Annotated in this window: 14 protein-coding genes; 7 read left to right on the forward strand and 7 right to left on the reverse strand. The window is 66.9% G+C overall.

The features are described from left to right. Positions 1-54 precede the first annotated feature (54 nt). Genes ACZ7GB_RS00375 through osmF form a run of 4 tightly spaced genes read right to left on the reverse strand, consistent with a single transcriptional unit; the run spans position 55 to position 3837 of the window. Positions 55-810: an ABC transporter permease gene (locus ACZ7GB_RS00375; RefSeq protein ID WP_472157142.1), complete on the reverse strand. Its 756-nt coding sequence runs from the start codon at positions 808-810 to the stop codon at positions 55-57. Further along, positions 807-1742: an ABC transporter ATP-binding protein gene (locus ACZ7GB_RS00380; protein WP_078570438.1), complete on the reverse strand. Its 936-nt coding sequence runs from the start codon at positions 1740-1742 to the stop codon at positions 807-809. The genes ACZ7GB_RS00375 and ACZ7GB_RS00380 overlap by 4 nt, the downstream gene beginning before the upstream one ends. After that, on the reverse strand, positions 1739-2893 hold the full coding sequence (locus ACZ7GB_RS00385; protein WP_472157144.1) for an ABC transporter permease: 1155 nt from the start codon (positions 2891-2893) through the stop codon (positions 1739-1741). The genes ACZ7GB_RS00380 and ACZ7GB_RS00385 overlap by 4 nt, the downstream gene beginning before the upstream one ends. A 38-nt stretch (positions 2894-2931) precedes the next feature. After that, positions 2932-3837 carry a glycine betaine ABC transporter substrate-binding protein OsmF gene (gene osmF / locus ACZ7GB_RS00390; protein ID WP_472157145.1) on the reverse strand — a complete coding sequence of 302 codons (906 nt, stop codon included), beginning with the start codon at positions 3835-3837 and terminating at the stop codon, positions 2932-2934. Positions 3838-4058: 221 nt separating this feature from the next. Between osmF and ACZ7GB_RS00395 the strand changes: the two genes are divergently transcribed. The 3 genes from ACZ7GB_RS00395 (at position 4059) to ACZ7GB_RS00405 (ending at position 10251) form a co-directional block, all read left to right on the forward strand. Beyond that, the gene (locus ACZ7GB_RS00395; protein ID WP_472157147.1) at positions 4059-5450 is read left to right on the forward strand and encodes an efflux RND transporter periplasmic adaptor subunit; all 1392 of its coding nucleotides are present in this window, start codon (positions 4059-4061) and stop codon (positions 5448-5450) included. Then, positions 5447-8590 carry an efflux RND transporter permease subunit gene (locus ACZ7GB_RS00400; RefSeq protein ID WP_472157148.1) on the forward strand — a complete coding sequence of 1048 codons (3144 nt, stop codon included), beginning with the start codon at positions 5447-5449 and terminating at the stop codon, positions 8588-8590. Before ACZ7GB_RS00395 ends, ACZ7GB_RS00400 begins: the two co-directional genes overlap by 4 nt. 212 nt (positions 8591-8802) lie before the next feature. Further along, the gene (locus tag ACZ7GB_RS00405; protein ID WP_472157150.1) at positions 8803-10251 is read left to right on the forward strand and encodes an aldehyde dehydrogenase; all 1449 of its coding nucleotides are present in this window, start codon (positions 8803-8805) and stop codon (positions 10249-10251) included. Between the two features lie 90 nt (positions 10252-10341). On the opposite strand, the gene ACZ7GB_RS00410 is transcribed toward ACZ7GB_RS00405, so the two are convergent. Then, positions 10342-11025, reverse strand: a complete 684-nt coding sequence (locus ACZ7GB_RS00410; RefSeq protein ID WP_472157152.1) for an SDR family oxidoreductase — start codon at positions 11023-11025, stop codon at positions 10342-10344. 64 nt (positions 11026-11089) lie between these two features. Beyond that, entirely contained in the window at positions 11090-11773 is a 684-nt protein-coding gene (locus ACZ7GB_RS00415) for a type 1 glutamine amidotransferase domain-containing protein (protein ID WP_472157154.1), read from the reverse strand. A 143-nt stretch (positions 11774-11916) separates the two neighbouring features. Here ACZ7GB_RS00415 and ACZ7GB_RS00420 point away from each other — a divergent pair, with 143 nt between their 5' ends. Then, entirely contained in the window at positions 11917-12825 is a 909-nt protein-coding gene (locus ACZ7GB_RS00420; protein WP_472157155.1) for a LysR family transcriptional regulator, read from the forward strand. Between the two features lie 21 nt (positions 12826-12846). On the opposite strand, the gene kynU is transcribed toward ACZ7GB_RS00420, so the two are convergent. After that, positions 12847-14037, reverse strand: a complete 1191-nt coding sequence (gene kynU / locus ACZ7GB_RS00425; protein WP_472157157.1) for a kynureninase — start codon at positions 14035-14037, stop codon at positions 12847-12849. A 174-nt stretch (positions 14038-14211) separates the two neighbouring features. Here kynU and ACZ7GB_RS00430 point away from each other — a divergent pair, with 174 nt between their 5' ends. The 3 genes from ACZ7GB_RS00430 to ACZ7GB_RS00440 all read left to right on the forward strand — a co-directional run bounded on the left by ACZ7GB_RS00430 (position 14212) and on the right by ACZ7GB_RS00440 (position 18709). Next, complete coding sequence (locus ACZ7GB_RS00430) at positions 14212-15024, forward strand: alpha/beta hydrolase (RefSeq protein WP_472157159.1); 813 nt, start codon at positions 14212-14214, stop codon at positions 15022-15024. A gap of 150 nt (positions 15025-15174) precedes the next feature. Beyond that, on the forward strand, positions 15175-16320 hold the full coding sequence (locus ACZ7GB_RS00435; protein ID WP_472157161.1) for an alpha/beta fold hydrolase: 1146 nt from the start codon (positions 15175-15177) through the stop codon (positions 16318-16320). Then, on the forward strand, positions 16301-18709 hold the full coding sequence (locus ACZ7GB_RS00440) for a plasma-membrane proton-efflux P-type ATPase (RefSeq protein ID WP_472157163.1): 2409 nt from the start codon (positions 16301-16303) through the stop codon (positions 18707-18709). Before ACZ7GB_RS00435 ends, ACZ7GB_RS00440 begins: the two co-directional genes overlap by 20 nt. Position 18710: the final 1 nt, after the last annotated feature.

Here is an 18710-nt window from a genome sequence, read left to right on the forward strand (position 1 = left end):
GGGTTGCGCGCCTCCCCGATCTTGCGAAAAGGCGCGCTCTGCCCCGGCATCGCGCTACGCTTCCGCCCCGGCGGGTTGCCTGCCCAATCGCCGCGTCAGCGCGGCCTCCAACAGGCTCAGCGCGTCGTAGACGAGCACCGCGAACAGCCCCACGATCACGCCGCCTTGCAACACGAAGGCGGTGTTGCTGGTCAGAAGCCCCGCGATGATCACCTCGCCCAAAGTGCGCGCGGCCACCGTGGAGCCGACGGTCGCCGTGCCGAAGGCAATCACGACGGACAGCCGGATGCCCGTCAGGATCACCGGCAGCGCCAGCGGAAGCTCCACCCGGATCAGACGTTGCCAGCGGGTCAGGCCGATGCCGCGGGCGGCCTCCATCGTCGCGGGCGGCAGGGTCGAGAGCCCCGCGATGGCCGTCTCGAAGATCGGCAGCAACCCGTAGAGGAACAGCGCCACCAGCGTCGGCCCCGCCCCGAAGCCGAGCGCAGGCACCGCCAGCGCCAGCACCGCGACGGGCGGGAAAGTCTGGCCGATATTGGTGATCGTGCGCGACAGCGGCAGGAAGGCCGCGCCCGCAGGCCGCGTCACCAGAATGGCAAGGCCCACCGCGACCAGCGTCGCCAGCCCGGAGGCCAGCGCCACCAGCCCCAGATGGCTCAGCGAGAGCGACAGGATCGAGGCGCGCTCGTAGATCACCGGACCGCCCGCCGGGGCGAAGGGCGCAAAGACCGGCGCGAACCAATGCGGGCGCAGCACCAGCGCCAGCAAGAGCGCCACGCAGGCGGCCCGGATCACGCCGCTACGGCTCATGCCAGCTCCGCCGCGCGGGCGCGGATCGTTGCCAGCGTCACCCGGCCAAGCGGGGTATCGCCATCGGCCACCGGCAGCGCCTCGCAGCCGCGCCAGAGGCACAGGGACAGCGCATCGCGCAGGCTGGTCTCGGGCGCGATCGGTTCACCGTCAGCAGTGCCGTCTTCCAGAACCTCCGAGACCGGGATCAGCGACAACAGCCGCAGCGGACGGTCCACGCCGCCCACCATCTGCGCCACGAAATCGGTGGCGGGCGCGGCGATGATCTCGGCGGGCGTGCCATGTTGCAGCAGCTTGCCGCCATCCATCACCGCTACCCGGTCGCCCAGATGGATCGCCTCTTCCATGTCATGCGTCACGAGCACGATGGTCGAGCCGAGCTGCCGCTGGATATGCCGCAGATCGGCTTGCGCCCGGGCCCGGATGATCGGGTCGAGCGCGCCGAAGGGCTCGTCCATCAGCAGCAGATCGGGCCGCGAGGCCAGGGCGCGGGCCACGCCGACGCGCTGTTGCTGACCGCCCGACAGCTCCGCCGGGTAGCGGTCGCGAAACTGCGCGGGCTCCATCGAGAACAGGTCCAGCAACTCGTCGACACGCGCGCGCGTCTTGTCTCTGGACCAGCCGAGCAGCTTGGGCACCGCGCCGATATTGCCCGCGATCGTGTAATGCGGAAACAGCCCGTCGCCCTGAATGACGTAACCGATCCGGCGGCGCAGCTCGTGCTTGGGCAGCGCGCTAGTGGCCTCGCCATTGATCCGCACCTCGCCCGAGCTGGGTTCGATCAGCCGGTTGATCATCCGCAGTAGCGTGGTCTTGCCCGAGCCGGACGTACCCACGATCACCGTGATCGTGCCGGTCTCAACCGTCATCGAGACGTGGTCGACCGCTGCGGTGTCCTCATAGAGCTTCGTGATCTCGTCGATTTCGATCATTCTTCACGCTCCGTTCGAGGGGTCGTCAGTTCGACGAGGATGTCCATCGCGATGGCCGAGATCAGCGCCAGCGCGACAGTGGGCAATGCGCCCAACAAGATCAGGTCACCCGCCGTCTGGTTCAGACCCTGAAAGACGAATGTGCCATAGCCGCCGCCGCCGATCAGCCCGGCGATCACCGCCAGCCCGATATTCTGCACCAGCACGATGCGCAGCCCCGCCAGCACCACCGGCAGGCCCAGCGGCAGTTCCACCCGGGTCAGGCGCTGGCGCCATGTCATGCCCATCCCGCGCGCGGCCTCGAGCGTGGCGGCGGGCGCGGTTCGCAGCCCGGCCAGCACATTGGCGACCACGGGCAGCAGCGAATAGAGGGTGAGCGCGAGGAAGGCCGGCGCGAAGCCGATCCCGGCGATGCCGATCGCGCGGGCGCCGGGGATGACACCGCTCAGCCAGCTCAGCACCGGGATCATGATCCCGAACATCGCGAGCGAGGGGATCGTCTGCAAGAAGCTCAGCACCGGCAGCAATGCGCGGCGCAGCCCGGCGTTGCGGTGGGACATCACGCCGAGCGGCAGGCCGATCACCGCCGCCGCCAGCAGCGAGCCGAAGGCAAGGCCCAGATGGCGCAGGCTCGCGGTGTAGAACGCGTCCTTCCGGCTCGCGAATTCCTGTGCGATCGACAGATCGCTCAGCGCCCCCGACCACAGCAGCGCCCCGACCAACGCGATCACCAGAACCAGCAGCCCGGCCCGCGCGGCTGGCCCCGGCGACAGCGCGGAAAGCGCATCGGCCATCATCAGCGCGAACACCACCAGCAGGAACCAGAAGCCCGCCGCAGGCGAAACGCGGGCATAGTCACCCGCCTCCGCAAGCAGGGAAGACGCGCCGAGAACCAGCAGCCAGACCAGCCCCGCAAGGCCAAGCGCAGCCCCCGCGATGCGCAGATACGGCCGCGCGGAGGGCAGCCCCAAGACAAGCCCCAGCAGCATCAGCGCCATGCCCGGCCCCGTGATCTGCGGCGCGGCGAGGGTCCAGAGCGCCCTGCCCTCACCGGCGACGATCCGGTTCGCCGCCAAGGTCATGAAGGGCGCGAAGATCGCGGCCAGACCCAGCACCGCGAACAGCACGCCGGGCGGCGACAGCCCCGCCATCGCGGAGCCTGTGCCCGCCCGTTTGCGCGCAGCCGCAGTCAGTTCAGCACTCCGATCTGCGTCAGGTAGTCCTTCGCGACCGCCTCGGCGGGCTCACCGCCGACCTGAATACGACCGTTGAGCTTTTGCAGCGTCTGCATGTCGAGCTTGTCGAAGATCGGGTTCAGCACCTCGGGGATCTTCGGGTATTCCTTCAGCACCGCGTCGCGCACGATCGGGGTGGGCTCGTAGACCGGCTGCACGCCCTTGTCGTCTTCCATCACGACGAGCCCCGCCGCGCCGACACCGCCATCGGTGCCATAGGCCATCGCCGCGTTCACGCCCGAGGTGCCGCGCGCCGCTGCCTGAATGGTCGCCGCCGTGTCACCGCCCGACAGAACCACGGTCTGATCGGGGCTCAGCTTGAACCCGTAGGCCTTCTGCATCGCGGGCAGCACGGCGGGGGACGAGACGAACTCGGTCGAGGCGGCGAGCTTCACATCGCCGCCCTTCGACACCCATTTGCCGAAATCGGACATGGTGGTGAGGTCGTTCTCCTTGGCCAGCGCGCCCGTCACCGCAATCGCCCAGGTGTTGTTGGCCGGCGCGGAGTCGAGCCAGGTGATATCGTTCTGCTTGTCCAGTTCGGCGGCGCGGTCATGGGCCTTGGCGGCATCCTTCCAGATGTCGCTATCGGCCTCGTTGAAGAAATAGGCCGCGTTGCCGGTATATTCGGGGTAGATGTCGATCTGGCCCGCGAGGATCGCCTTGCGCACGACCTGCGTGCCGCCCAGTTGCAGCCGCCGTTCCACCGGCATCCCGGCATTTTCCAGCGATAGCGCGATGATGTTGCCCAAGAGACCGCCTTCGGTGTCGATCTTGGAGGAGACGGTGATATCGGCCTGCGCGGCGGAGGCGAGCGCGCCCCCGAAGACCGCAGCGGCCACGATGAGAGAATATTTCATGGCTGGTCTGGCTCCCTGACTGATGTCTGTGCGTGTCTCGAGACGTGATCCTGCCTGAGGTAGGGCCCGACCCGCGCCCGCCAAGCCTCCCCCGACCCACCAGCCGCATGCGACGCCCCGCCCCGGCCATGGGGCCTTTCAGGGGGTGCGTCACATTTGCGCTAGCCCGGCGCGCCAAGGTTTGCATAAGTAGTCAAAAGACATGCGCGAAGAGGGACGTCATGGTTGGAATTGGAACGGGCCTCGCACGGCTCGCGATGGTGGCGGTGCCGAGCGCACTTGGTGTGGCGGCGATTGTTTTTGCGGGCGATCTGAAATCTCTACCCAGCCCGAGCGAGGCGAACCGACCGGCGACGCTGGTGCGGGTGATCACGCTCGCCCCGATCGAGATGATCCCGCGGGTCACCGGCTATGGCACGGTCGCGCCGGTGCGCGAATGGCGCGCCGTCGCCCGGATCGAGGGGGAAATCCGCGACATCGCCAAGCCGCTCGCGCCGGGCGATATCGTGGCCAAGGACACGCCGCTTTTCACCATCGACGACAGCGATCTGAAGCTGCAGCGCGCCAGTCTCGAGGCGCAGGTCGCGGCCTCCAAGGTCAAGGATGAGACGGTGCGCACGAGCCTCGAGCTGGCGAGCTCCGACCTTGCGCTCGCCCAGGACGAGCTCGACCGCCAGAAGACGCTGCACGATCTGGGCCGGATCACCCAGCCCCAACTCGACGCGGCGCGCCGCCAGCAGCTGACCGCGCAGACCAAGGTGACCGATCTTGAGAGCCAGCTGAAGCTGAATGAGGCCGAACGCGAGGTGCTCGATACGCAGGCGGCGACGATCGACCGGTCCATCGGGTTTTCGACGATCACCGCGCCTTTCGAGCTGCGGGTGAACGCGCTAGACGCGGATCTGGGACAATACGTCAATCGCGGTCAGGTTCTGCTGAGCGGCGAAGGCGTGGCGGCCGTCGATATCTCGGCGCAATTCCCGATCGGGCGGATGGGGCCCCTGCTCCGGCTCGCGGGCGATGGCACCAAGGTCACCGATCTAAAGGCGCGCGTCACCCTGCCCGAACCCGAGCATCCCATTGTCTGGAAGGCCCGGGTCGAGCGGATGGGCGAAGCGATCGACGAGACCACGCAAAGCGCGCCCGTCGTGGTGCGCGTCGACGATCCGCTGGGTCAGGCGCAGGCGGGCGAGCGCCCGCCCCTGCGGCGCAACATGGTGGTGGCGGTGGAACTCGCCGCGCCGAAGCAGAGCCTGCTCGTCGTGCCCGCCGAGGCGGTCGCGGGCGGGAGTGCGATGGTGGTGTCGGAAGATGGCACGCTGGAGAAGCGCGCGGTGAAGACCAGCTTCGTCTCGGGCGATCTGGCGGTGATCGCGCAGGGGCTCAAGGCGGGCGACAAGCTGGTCGTCACCGACCCTTCGATCGCCGTGCCGGGCATGACGGTCAAGGCGACCGAGGATGAGGCGCGCAAGGCCGAGATTGCCGCCGAGGCGCTTGGCCAGACGGCCACCAGCCCGCAACCGGGCAGCGGTGGCGGTGGCGGCGGAGGTGGCGGGGGCAAAGGAGCCGCGCCCGAAGGCGACGCCGCCAAGCCTGCGGGAGATGCGCAATGATCGCGCTTTTCGCTGGTCATCGCACGGCGGCCAATATCGCGATGATCGCGATTGCGGGCCTCGGGCTGATGGCGCTGCCGAGCCTGCAGCGCGACACTTTCCCGGCCACGCCACCCTCGGATGTCTCGGTCCGCATCACCTATCCCGGCGCCGCGCCTTCGGAGGTCGAGACCGGCATCTGCACCGTGACCGATCCGGTTCTGACTCGGGTCGAGAACCTTGCGAAACTGACCTGCCTCGCGCGCGACAACAGCGCCCAGATCACCGCCGAGATGATCGAGGGCGCGGACATGACGCGCTTCTACAACGACATCAAGGATGCGGTGGACGGGATCAATTCCTTCCCCGACAAAGCCGACGATCCGGTGGTGCAGATCGTCGAGCGCACCGCCTCGGTCTCGTCCGTGGCGGTGACCGGGCCGGACGATCCGGCGGTGCTATACGCCTATGCCCAGAGCTTCGCCGATCAACTGCGCGCCGATCCGGCAATCTCGCTGGTCTCGGTGAACGGCTTCTCTGACCGTGAAATCGCGATCGAGTTCGACCGCGCCGCGCTGGAGCGCTTCGGGCTCGACATGGGCTCCGTGGGTGCGACGCTGGCGCGCTACAGCCTCGACATGCCCGCGGGCTCGCTCGAGGGGCGCTCGGGCGAAGTCGCGATCCGCTTTCTCGGCGAGAGGCGCACGCCCGCCGAGCTGGCGCAGATCCCGATTGCGGGAAGTGCTGCGGGCGGCGAGGTGCGCTTGGGCGATGTCGCGACGATCCGCGAAGGCTTCGCCGATCCCTCGCAGGCCACCTATTTCGACGGCAAGCGCGCCGCCATCGTCTCGGTCCAGAAGACCGCCTCGCAGGATGCGCTGCGGGTGCGGGCCGCACTCGATCGCGAGATGGCACAGGCGCAGGCCGAGGCGCCGGGCAATATTCAGCTCGCGATCTCGGCGGATTCCACGCGCAACATCGTCGAACGCCTGCGCATCATCGGGGTCAACGGGCTGCAGGGCCTGATCCTCGTACTCGTCGCGATGTGGCTGTTCTTCGGGCTGCGCATGTCCTTCTGGGTCGCGATGGGCCTGCCGATCAGCTTCCTCGGCGCGATCTTCGCGATGCAGATGCTGGGCTATACGATCAACATGATGACGATGGTGGCGCTGTTGGTCGCCACGGGTCTGTTGATGGACGATGCCATCGTGATCTCGGAAAACATCGTGCGCCGGCGACAAACGGGAGAGCCCGCCCGTGTCGCCGCCGTCAAAGGCACGATGCAGGTCTTTCCCGGCGTTCTGGCGTCTTTCCTGACCACGGCGATGGTGATCGGGCCGCTCAGCTTCCTGACGGGCAATATCGGCGCGCTGCTGAAATACATCCCGATCGTGCTGCTGATCACGCTGACGGTCAGCCTGATCGAAGCCTTCCTGATCCTGCCCGCCCATATGCGCCACTCGCTGAAACACGACATGCGCCCCGGCCCCGTCCAGCGCGCGGTCAACGGCGTCTTCGAGCGGCTGCGCGACCGTGTCATCGTGCCGCTGGCCGGGGTCGCGCTGCGCTGGCGCTATCTGACGCTTGGGCTTGCGATCTTGCTCGTGTCGCTCTCGGTCGCGCCCTTCACCGGGGGCTTCCTGAAATACCAGAGCTTCCCGACGCTGGAGAGCGACACGGTCGAGGCGCGGCTTTTGCTGCCCGCGGGCGCGCCGCTCTCGCTGACCGAGGCGCGGGTGAGCAAGGTCGTCAAGGCGCTCAAGGAGATGGATGCCGAGCTGAGCCCCGCTCAGCCGGACGGCCAGCCCCTCGTGCAAAGCTACACCATCACCTATGGCAGCAATGCCGACAGCCCGACCACGGGGCCGAACATGGCCACGGTGAGCGCCTCGCTGCTGCCCGCAGGGACGCGCACCACCGATGTCGGCACGGTGCTCGACCGCTGGAAGCAGCTGGTCGGCAAGATGCCCGACATGGCCGCCTTCCGGATCACCGACAAGGAACGCGGTGCGGGTGGCAAACCGATCGACCTGCTGGTGACCGGCCCCGATCTCGCTGATCTGGCGACCACCGCACGCGAGCTGCGTCGCTTCTTCCGCGGCTTCGACGGGGTGCGCGATGTGACCTTCGATCTGCAGCCGGGCAAGCCCGAGCTGGTGGTGCGGATGAAACCGGCAGTGGCCAACCTGCTGGGCGTGACGCCTGCCGCGCTGGCGGGGGAGCTGCGCGCGGCCTTCCGTGGCGACAGCGCGGTCAGCTTCGCCGATGCGCGCGGTCAGGTCGATATCGTCGCCCGGCTCGCACCCTCCGAGCGGCGCGCTATCGGCGATGTTCTGGCGCTGCGGGTGCCCGGCAAGAACGGCGCGCTGGTGCCGCTGTCGGCCGTGGCCACGGTCAGCGAGACGCGCGGCTACACCACGATCACCCATGTGAACGGGCAGCGCGCGGTCTCGGTACAGGGCACGATCGATCCGACGCGGGCCAATTCGCGCGAGCTGATGGCCGCGATGCGGGCCGATTACCTACCCGAACTGGCGCAAAAGCGTCCCGACGTGAAAGTGCAGGTTCTGGGCGAGGAACAGGACACCGCGACCACCGGCGCGTCGCTCGTGCGTTTCATGACGGCGGGGGCGATCGGGGTCTATCTGTTGCTGGCCTTCTACATGGGCAGCTTCATCCGCCCCATCGCGGTGATCGCGACGATCCCGCTCAGCCTGATCGGCGTGATGTGGGGGCATGTGCTCTTGGGCCTGCCGCTCTCGCTGCCGAGCCTCGTGGGGCTGGCGACGCTGGCGGGCGTGGTGGTGAACGACGCGATCCTGCTCGACGCCTTCATCGGCGAGCGGCGCGCGACCGGTACCCCGATGCTCGAGGCCGGGAAGGAGGCCGTGCGCGACCGCTTCCGCGCGATCTTCCTGACCTCGCTGACGACGGTGGTCGGGCTTGGCCCGCTTTTGCTGGAGACCTCGACGCAGGCGCAATTCCTGCGCCCGATCGTGGCGAGCCTCGCCTTCGGTCTGAGCGCGGCGACGGTGCTGTCGCTCTTCGTGACCCCTGCGATCCTCGCGGTGCTGGAGGATTTCGGCATCCGTACCGCCGATCCCGAGCCCGAGGAGACGGCCCCCTCGGTCGAGCACCCCGCCGACGCGCTGCGCGTCTGACCGAGGTCTTCGCCCGATCTGGTTCGGAGAGCGTCGGCCTGACGCTCTCCACCTGGAGGCTACCCCCGCCGCTTCGGCTTTGTGACGTCCCCCCCCTTGCAATCCGCACCTCGGTGCCCGGACTATCGCTGTGATTGCCGCGGAAGACGCGACACCCGACGGGCGCGCGCGGTACTCCGCAAATGCGACAGAAATCGAGGAGGAGAATACCCATGAAAGAGATCGGAATGCTGCTGGACGGGGCCTCCGCCCCTGCCGCTTCGGGCGCAAGTTTCGACCGGATCGATCCCGTCACCGGCGCGGTCGCCACCCGCGCCGCCGCGGCGGGGCGTGACGATGTCAAGACTGTCGTGGCCTCTGCCGCGCGCGCCTTTCCCGGCTGGTCCGCGACCGGGCCGAACGGGCGACGCAAGATCCTGTCGAAAGCCGCTGACGTGATGGAGGCTAGAGCCGACGAGTTCATCCAGGCGATGATCACCGAGACCGGCGCGACCGGGCCCTGGGCCGGGTTCAACGTCCATCTCGCGGCAGGCATGATCCGCGAGGCTGCGGCGATGACCACCCAGATCGGCGGCGAGATCATCCCCTCCGACAAGCCCGGCACGATGGCGATGGGCGTTGCGCGCGCCAAGGGCGTCTGCCTCGGTATCGCGCCGTGGAACGCGCCGGTCATCCTCGGCACGCGGGCGGTCGCGATGGCGCTTGCCTGCGGCAATACCGTGGTGCTGAAGGCGTCCGAGATGTGCCCCGCGACGCATCGCCTGATCGGGGAATGTTTCGCCGAAGCCGGACTGCCCGAGGGCGCGCTCAACGTGGTGACCAACGCCCCCGAGGACGCGGCCGATGTGGTCGAGGCGCTGATCGCGCATCCCGCGGTCAAGCACGTGAATTTCACCGGCTCCTCCGCCGTCGGTCGGATCATCGGGCGGCTTGCGGGCGAGCATCTGAAGCCCTCGCTGCTGGAGCTGGGCGGCAAGGCGCCTCTGATCGTGCTCGACGATGCCGATCTCGACGGGGCGGTGAATGCCGCGATTTTTGGGGCCTTCATGAACCAGGGCCAGATCTGCATGTCGACCGAGCGGATCATCGTCGACGAGAAAGTCGCCGACGCTTTCGTCGAAAAGCTCGCCGCACGCGCCAGCGCCCTGCCCGCGGGCGATCCCCGCGGCGAGGTGGCGCTGGGGGCGCTTGTCTCTGAAGCGGCGGCCGAGAAGATGGACGCGCTGATCGCCGACGCGACCGGCAAAGGCGCGAAGCTGGTCGCCGGTGGCTCTCGCGAGGGAACGATCGTCGCGGCCACGCTGCTCGACGGGGTGTCGGAAGGCATGCGCATCTATGCCGAGGAGAGCTTCGGCCCGGTCAAATCGATCATCCGCGTGAAGGGCGACGAAGAGGCGCTGAAAGTGGCCAATGACACCGAATACGGGCTGTCGAGCGCGATCTTCAGCGCCGATGTCTCGCGCGCGATGGCGCTGGCGAACCGGCTCGAAACCGGGATCTGCCATATCAACGGTCCGACGGTGGGCGACGAGCCGCAGATGCCCTTCGGCGGGGTCAAGGCCTCGGGCTACGGGCGGTTCGGCGGACGCGCGGCCATTGCCGAATTTACCGATCTGCGTTGGATCACCGTCGAGGACCCCAAGCAGCATTACCCGATCTGAGCCGGGCTCTCAGAGGGTCGAAACAGCAAGGAGCCGGCCCCCGACACGGGCCGGCGTCACTCATACGAGATCGGGCGCGCCCCGACTCGATCAATCCGCCTTCGGCTTCGGATAGACCGGCAGATGCGGGATCAGAACGTGATCGGGCTGGTCGATCGCAAAGAGGAAGGCCCGCGCGACATCGTCGGGGCGCAGCGCATCCGGTTTCGCCTCGTCGAAGAACGGCGTGTCCACCATGCCCGGATGCAGGCAAGTGACGCGACCGCCCGCCGCGCCAAGCTCCTCGCCGAGATTGTCGGCATAGCCGCGGATGAACCACTTCGTCGCCGAATAGACCGAGCCGAACATCGCGCCCTGCGACGCCTTCGAGCCGGTCAGCACCATATGCCCCTTCGAGGCGCGCAGATGCGGCAGGGTGAATTTCGCGGTGTAGGTCACGGCGAGGCAGTTCACCTCGATCATCTTCTGGAAGCTCTCGACCGATCCGGCCTCGGTCCCGCGCGCCGAAGCGCCAACGCCCGCATTGGCCAGCACCACATCGAGACGCCCGTAATGCTCGACCGCGCGCGCGACCATGCGTTCCTGAGCGTCGGGGTCGGTGACGTCGGTCGGCAGTGCGAGCGCGTTGTCTTCACCCAGATCCTTGACGAGCGCTTCGAGCTTGTCCTCGGAGCGCGCGGCCAGAGCCACTTTGTGACCCGCTTCGACCGCATGGCGCGCGCAGCTCTCGCCGATCCCGGTGGAGGCGCCGGTGATGAGAATGATTTTCGACATGTCAGCCTCTCTGAATTGTGGGAACGAAGAAGGCGCCACCCGGGCCGGGTGGCGCCTCTCGGTATCAGCCCAGCAGGGCCAGCACTTCTTTCGCAGCCGCGTCGGACGACGCCGGGTTCTGGCCGGTCACCAGACGCCCATCGGCCACCGCATGGGGCTGCCAGTCGTCGACGCTCTCGAACTTCGCGCCAAGCTCGCGCAGGCGGGTTTCCAGCAGGAAGGGCACCGCGTCTGCAAGACCCACGCCGCGTTCCTCGCTATCGGTGAAGGCCGAAACCTTGCGGCCTTTCACGATGGAGTCGCCGTTTTTGTCCTTCACCTTGTCGAAGGCTGCCGGGCCGTGGCAGACCGAAGCAACGATCTTGCCGCCATCCCAAGCGGTGCTGATCGCCTTCGCGGAGATATCGCTCTCGGCGAGGTCATACATCGCGCCGTGGCCGCCGGGGATGTAGAGCGCATCATAGGAAGTGATGTCCTCGTCCTCGATCCGCGACGGGTTTTCCAGAACCGCCTTGGCGTCGGCGTCATCCCGGAAGCGCGTCACCGAGGCCGGGGCGTCGTCGCCGGTCACGTCGGAATTCGGGTCGATCGGGATCGAACGACCGCCGATCGTGGCCACTTTCACCTCGTGGCCTGCATCGAGAAAGGCGTAATAGGGCGTCGCCAATTCCTCGTACCAGACGCCGGTCTTTTTGCCGGTGTCGCCAAGGGCATCAGCTGCGGTCGAAAGAATAAGAATACGTGCCATGGGTTTGGCCTCCTTCGTTGTGCGTTTCAGGGCATTTCCGGTCCTGTTCGTCTCGGGCCGTCAACGCGTCCCAGCAGAGATAGGTTGCGTTCACTGATCGAGAAATTGATGCAGACAACGTCAGAAATCGATATTCCGGAGACATGACACCCGACGTATCGCTTTTGCGCGTGTTCCATGCGGTCATGGAAGAACGCAATGTCACCGCCGCCGCCCAGCGGCTCGGCCAATCCCAGAGCACCGTGAGCGCGGCGCTGTCACGTCTGCGTGCGGCGCTGGGTGACGAGCTGTTCCTGCGCGCCCGCTACGGCGTGGAGCCGACTGAAAAGGCCCTCGAGATCGCGCCCGACATCGCCGCCGGGCTAGAGCGGCTGGAGCAGGCCTTCCGCGCCGCCGAGCCTTTCGATCCTGCGCGCACCACGCGCCGCTTCCGGCTGTTGCTGGGGCCCTATGCCGAGATCGTTCTCGCGCCGGAACTTGCGGCGGCCTTTGCGGACAGGGCACCGTCGGCGCGTCTCGAAATCTCGCCCATCGGTCCCGATCTGGACCCCCGCGCGCTTGCCGGGCGGGCTTTCGATCTGGCGGTCGGGCGGTTCGACTCCCCACCCGAGGATCTCGTGGTCTCCGACCTGTTCGAGGACGGGTTCCGCTGTATCGTGGCCCCACAGGCTTTACCCGAGGGCGCGTCGCTCGACCGGAACCTCTATGAGACGTTGCCGCATGTCGTCGTCGCCCCGCCCGGCAAGTGGCGCACCGGAGTTCACAAACGCACCGAGGCGACAGGTTTGCACCGGAACACGGCTGTCGTGGTCACGCATTTCCTGACCGCCGCACCTGCGGTGGCTCGGCTGGGCGGGATTGCCACGGTGCCTGCGCGGGTCGCCGCGATGACCGCCGGACCTTATGGCTTGCGCGATGTTCCCGTGCCGATAGACCTCGGCACCTTCCCCAGCCAGATCGCGTGGCACCCGCATCTACGCCGGGATCAGGGCCATGTCTGGCTGCGCGAGCTGATCCGCGAATTGGTCGCCGAGTTCACGACGCCGGGCTGACGATCGCGCAAAGGCGAACGGTTAGGTGACCCGTCCGCGCGCCTTGAACGCAGGGGTATCCCAGGCCCGCTGCGCCATCACTTCACCGAGGATTCCAGCGGCGCGGGTCACATCGTCTTCATCAAGATAAAGCGGCGTGAAGCCGAAGCGCATCGCGTCGGGCGCGCGGAAATCGCCGATCACCCCGCGCGCGATCAGCGCCTGAACGACCGCGTAGCTGTCAGCGAAACCGAACGACACCTGACTGCCGCGCGCCTCCGGGTCGCGCGGGCTGAGAAGCGTCAGCTCGGGACAGCGCGCCTCGACCTCGCGGATGAAGAGCTCCGACAGCTCGACGGAGCGCTTAAGTACCTCCTCCATCGTCAGCCCGTCCCAGACCTTGAGCGCCTCTTCGAGCGCGGTCATCTGCAGTACCGGCGGCGTGCCGACGCGCATCCGCTCGACCGCGCGGCCGGGGCGGTAGTCGAGATCGAAGGCGAAGGGCGCCTCATGGCCGAGCCAACCGCTCAGCGCGGGGCGCACCGTGTCGGCGATATCGGGGCGGACATAGATGAAGGCCGGGGAACCGGGGCCACCGTTGAGATATTTATAGGTGCAGCCGACCGCGAATTCGGCCCCGTTCGCGGTCATGTCCACCGGCACCGCGCCCGCGCTATGGGCGAGATCCCAGATCATCACCGCCCCGACCGCGTGAGCCTTGCGGGTGATCGCCTCGAAATCATGCATCCGTCCGGTGCGGTAATCGACCTGCGTCAGCATCACCACCGCGACATCTTCGGTGATGGCGTCGACCACATCTTCCGGGGCCGGCGTGCGCAGCTCGTGCCCGCGAGCCAGCGAGCGGATCAGCCCGTCCGCCATGTAGAGATCGGTCGGGAAATTGCCCTTGTCCGACAGGATCACCTTGCGGTCGGGCCGCATTTCCAGCGCCGAGGCCAGTGCCTGATAGAGTTTGATCGAAAGCGTATCGCCCAACACGACCGAGCCCTCCGGCGCGCCGATCAGCCGACCGATCCTGTTGCCGACGCGGGCGGGCTGATCCATCCAATGCGCCTCGTTCCAGCCCCGGATGAGCATCTGTCCCCATTCGTCGCGTGCGCAGCTCTCCAGCCGCTCCGCCACGCCGCGCGGCAGCGGCCCGAGCGAATTCCCGTCGAGATAGATCACCCCCTCGGGCAGATCGAAAAGGTGCTTTCTCGGCAGGTTCGGCATGGTCGTCTTCCTCTTGTTCTCACGGCCCGAAAGCGCGTCTCGAAACCCGGCAATCGGCTGATGGATCACGAAAGTTTCGGCTCCGGCGCACGCTACCCGCGCAACCATGCCCTCGCAATATCCCGCGCTATATGCTCTGTCTCCAAATGGGACGCGAAACGAGCGGGAGGGAACATGGAAGACCTGAGCGGGATCGACTGGGAAGACGCTTTCGAGAACGGCGGCTATATCGAGAATGGCAGCAGCTTCCCCGATCTCTGGGCCAAGCGCGCCGCCGAGTTCCGGTCGCGCCATGCCGATCGGATGAGCGAGGTGGCCTATGGCGATGCGCCCCGAGAAAAGATCGACATCTTCCGCCCCGAAGGCGCGTCCAAGGGGCTCGTGGTCTTCGTCCATGGCGGCTACTGGCTGAAATTCAGCAAGGACATGTGGTCCCATCTGGCAGAGGGCGCGCTGTCGCAGGGCTGGACCGTCGCCCTGCCCGGCTACACGCTCGCCCCCGAGAATAGCATTCCCGGCATCGCGCAGCAGGTCGCGCGCGCCATCGATCACGCAGCAGAGCTGGTGGAGGGCCCGATCCATCTCGTCGGCCATTCTGCGGGCGGGCATCTGGTAACGCGGTCGGTATCCGAGGGCAGCGCGCTGTCAGACGAAACCGCAGCGCGCATCCGGCGAGTGATCTCGGTGAGCGGCGTGCATGATCTGCGCCCGCTGCAGATGCATTCGATGAACGCGCGGCTGGGGATCACGCCCGAGATCGCCGCTAGCGAGAGCCCCGCCCTGCTGAAGCTGCGCCCCGGCGTGCAGGTCACCGTCTGGGTCGGCGCGGCGGAGCGTCCGGAATTCCTGCGCCAGTCGTCCCTGCTCGCCGAGCACTGGCCGGAAGCCGATCTGGTCGCGGCCTACGGGCGGCACCATTTCGACGTGATCGAGGAGCTGTCCGACCCGTCCAGCGCGCTGGTCACGGCGCTTCTGAGCACGGATTAAGAAAGCGTCACCCGCCGCCAAAACCGCCTCACCGTTCCACACATAAGCTTCACGTTCGCGCGCTCGGGCTTTGCTGCGCTTGCATTCTAACCGGCCTTGGGGTCTCAAAAGAGTGCATCTGTGCACCAAAGCGTCTTGCGAGTGTCGAACATGAGCGATGCCAAGAACACCTACGAACACAGCGTTCCCTTCTTCTGGCCGATGGCGGCGGCCATGGAGTGGCAGAAGATCGGGCTCGACGCGGTCGAGAAAGGGCTGACCTATCTCGACGAGGCGGCGAAGATCACGCACCCGCCCGATCCGAAATGGGCCACGAAGAACGCCGTTCTGCTCGATCTCGACACGATGCGGCTGCGCGATTTCGGCGGCACGGGCGGCGGCATTCCGGTGATTGTGGATGCGCCCTATGCCGGGCATTCCTCGACCATCGCGGATTATGCCAAGGGCCAGAGCCTGATCGAGACGCTGCTGGATGCAGGTCTCGGCCGCGTCCTGTGCACCGACTGGAAAAGCGCGACGCCCGAGATGCGCGATTTCGACATCGACAAATACCTCGCCGAGATCAATGTCGCGGTCGATGAGCTCGGCGGGCGGGTGATGCTGGTGGGGCTGTGTCAGGGTGGCTGGATGTCGGCGATGTATGCCGCGCGCTTCCCCGAGAAGGTCGCGGGTCTCGTGCTGGCGGGCTCGCCCATCGACACCGATGCCGGGCACGGTCCGATCCGCAAGCTCGCCCATGAGATGCCGCTCTCGGCCTATCAGGAGATGGTCGAGGCCGGTGAGGGCCGGATGCCGGGGCGGTTCATGCTCACCGGCTGGAAGAACATGCATGCCGATCAGCAGTATTTCGGCAAGTTCGTCGATCTCTACGAGCATATCGATGACCGCAATTTCATGAAGCGCACCGAGCGGTTCGAGAGCTGGTATGAAAACCCCATCGACCTGCCGGGGCGCTATTACCTGCAGGCGATCGACCTGCTGTTCAAACAGAACCTGTTCGCCAAGGGGGAATTCGTGGGCCTCGGGCGCAAGCTCGATCTGAGCGCGATCACCTGCCCGGCCTTCCTGCTTGCGGGCAAGGCGGACGACATCACCACGCGCGAACAGGTCTTCGCGGCCGAGACGCTGCTCGGCACGCCGCGCAAGGATATCGTGCGCCGCCTCGTCGAGGGCGGGCATATCGGCCTCTTCATGGGCAGCCATACCCTCTCGAATGTCTGGCCGGAAATCGGCCAGTGGCTCGGCAAACTCGGGGCCAAAGCTGGAGACACGAACAATGGATCAGACCGTCGCTGAACCGATGACGCAGGATGTGCCGCAAACGGACCGCAAGACAGGTCTGAGCGCGACAGAGGCGGCACAGAGGCTCGAGCGATATGGTCCCAACGCGCTCCAAAGCGACGAGAAAACCCTGCTGCAACGGATCGCGGGCTATTTCTGGGGGCCGATCCCGTGGTTGATCGAATTGGCGGCGCTGTTGTCGCTCGTGCTGCGCGACTGGTCCGATTTCGCGGTGATCTTCGTGATGCTGCTGCTCAACGCCGCCGTGGGCTTCAAGGAAGAGAGCAAGGCGAGTTCGGCCATCGCGGCGCTCAAGGCGCAGCTGGCCCCGAGCGCCCGCGTGAAACGCGACGGGCAATGGCAGGAGATCGCCGCGCGTGACCTGGTGCCGGGCGATATCGTGCGCCTGTCGATCGGTCAGATCGTCCCGGCTGATCTGACGCTATTCGAGGGCAAATATCTCTCCATCGACGAGGCGGCGCTGACGGGCGAGTCGCTGCCCGTCGACAAGGCGGTCGGTGACAGCGCCTATTCCGGCTCGGTGGTGAAGCTGGGCGAGATGACCGGCGAAGTCACGGCGACCGGGATGGAGACCTATTTCGGCCACACCGCCTCGCTCGTGCAGACCACGAACGGCAAATCGCATTTCCAGAAAGCCGTGATGCAGATCGGGAATTTCCTGATCGCGGCGGCGCTGGTTCTGGTGGCGATGATCGTGATCGTCTCGTTCCAGCGCAACAACCCGCCGCTCGAGGTGATCCAGTTCGCGCTGATCCTGACGGTCGCGGCGATCCCGGTCGCGCTGCCCACGGTTCTGTCCGTGACGATGGCGGTGGGCGCGGAACGGCTTGCGCGGATGAAGGCGATCGTCTCGCGGCTGGTCTCGATCGAGGAGCTGGCGGGCGTCGATGTGCTGTGCTCCGACAAGACCGGAACCCTGACGCTGAACGAGCTGACGGTCGAGGACCCGCGCCCGGCAGAGGGCATCGCGGTCGACGACCTGCTGCGCGCATCGGCGCTTGCCTGCGACCGCGACGCGCCCGATGCGATCGACAAGGCGGTGCTGGCGGCGGCGGAGGGCATTGCGCTCGACGCTATCGAGACGCTCAGCTTCACCCCCTTCGATCCGGTCAGCAAACGCAGCGAGGCGGAGGTCCGGCACGAGGCAGATCGCTGGCAGGTCGCGAAAGGTGCGCCGCAGGTGATCGTGGAGCTTGCAGCCCTCGCAGATGAGGCGCGCAAGGCGGTGGAGGACGAGGTCGAAACCCTTGCGCAGCAGGGCTATCGCGCGCTCGGGGCCGCACAGAAGCGCGCCGGGCAGGATTGGGAATTCCTCGGTCTGCTGCCGATCATCGACCCGCCGCGCCCGGATGCGGCCAGCACCATCGCTGAGGCCCGCAACATGGGGATCGACGTCAAGATTATCACCGGCGACCACGAGGCCATTGCGCGTCAAATCGCGGGCAAGCTCGATCTCGGGCAGAAAATCTACCCGGCGGGCCAGTTGCTCGATGGCGACCCGGCGACGGTGGAGGCCAATGTCCGCGCCGCCGACGGCTTCGCGCGCGTCCTGCCCGAGCACAAGTTCCGCATCGTCGAGGTGTTGCAGGCCGGGCATTCCATCGTCGCGATGACCGGGGACGGGGTGAACGACGCCCCTGCCCTGCGCAAGGCCGATGCCGGGATTGCGGTGAGCGGGGCCACCGATGCCGCGCGCGCCGCCGCCGATCTGGTGCTGACCGACAAGGGCCTGTCGATCATCACCACGGCCATCGAGGAAGCGCGGCGGATCTTCGAGCGGATGACGAGCTACGCCACCTTCCGCGTGGCCGAGACGATCCGTGTGCTCTTGTTCATGACGCTCTCGATCCTGATCTTCGATTTCTACCCCGTCACCGCGATCATGATCGTGCTGCTGGCGGTGCTCAACGATTTCCCGATCATGATGATCGCCTATGACAATGTCTCGGTCTCCCCACGCCCGGTGCGCTGGGACATGCGACGCGTGCTGACGGTGGCAGCGACACTTGGCGTGACCGGGGTGATCGAGACCTTCGTGCTGTTCTGGTTCGTCGATGCCTATCTCGGCCTGCCGCGCGAGCAGATCCAGACGATCATCTTCCTCAAGCTTCTCGTCTCGGGGCATATGACGCTGTTCGTGACGCGCCATCAAAGCTGGTTCTGGCGGCGGCCCTTCCCGGCGCTGCGGCTGTTTGCGACGACCGAGGCCACGCAATTGCTGGGCACGCTGATCGCGGTTTACGGGCTTTTCGTGACGCCGATCGGCTGGGGTCCCGCGCTGCTGGTCTGGCTCTATTGCCTCGTCTGGCTGCCGCTTGAGGGGGCGATGGCCTTGCTCATACGCGCGCTTTATGATCGCAGGGCACAGGCGCGCGGGCACTAAG

Source organism: Thioclava sp. PTB-PU3-1 (genome assembly GCF_055666785.1).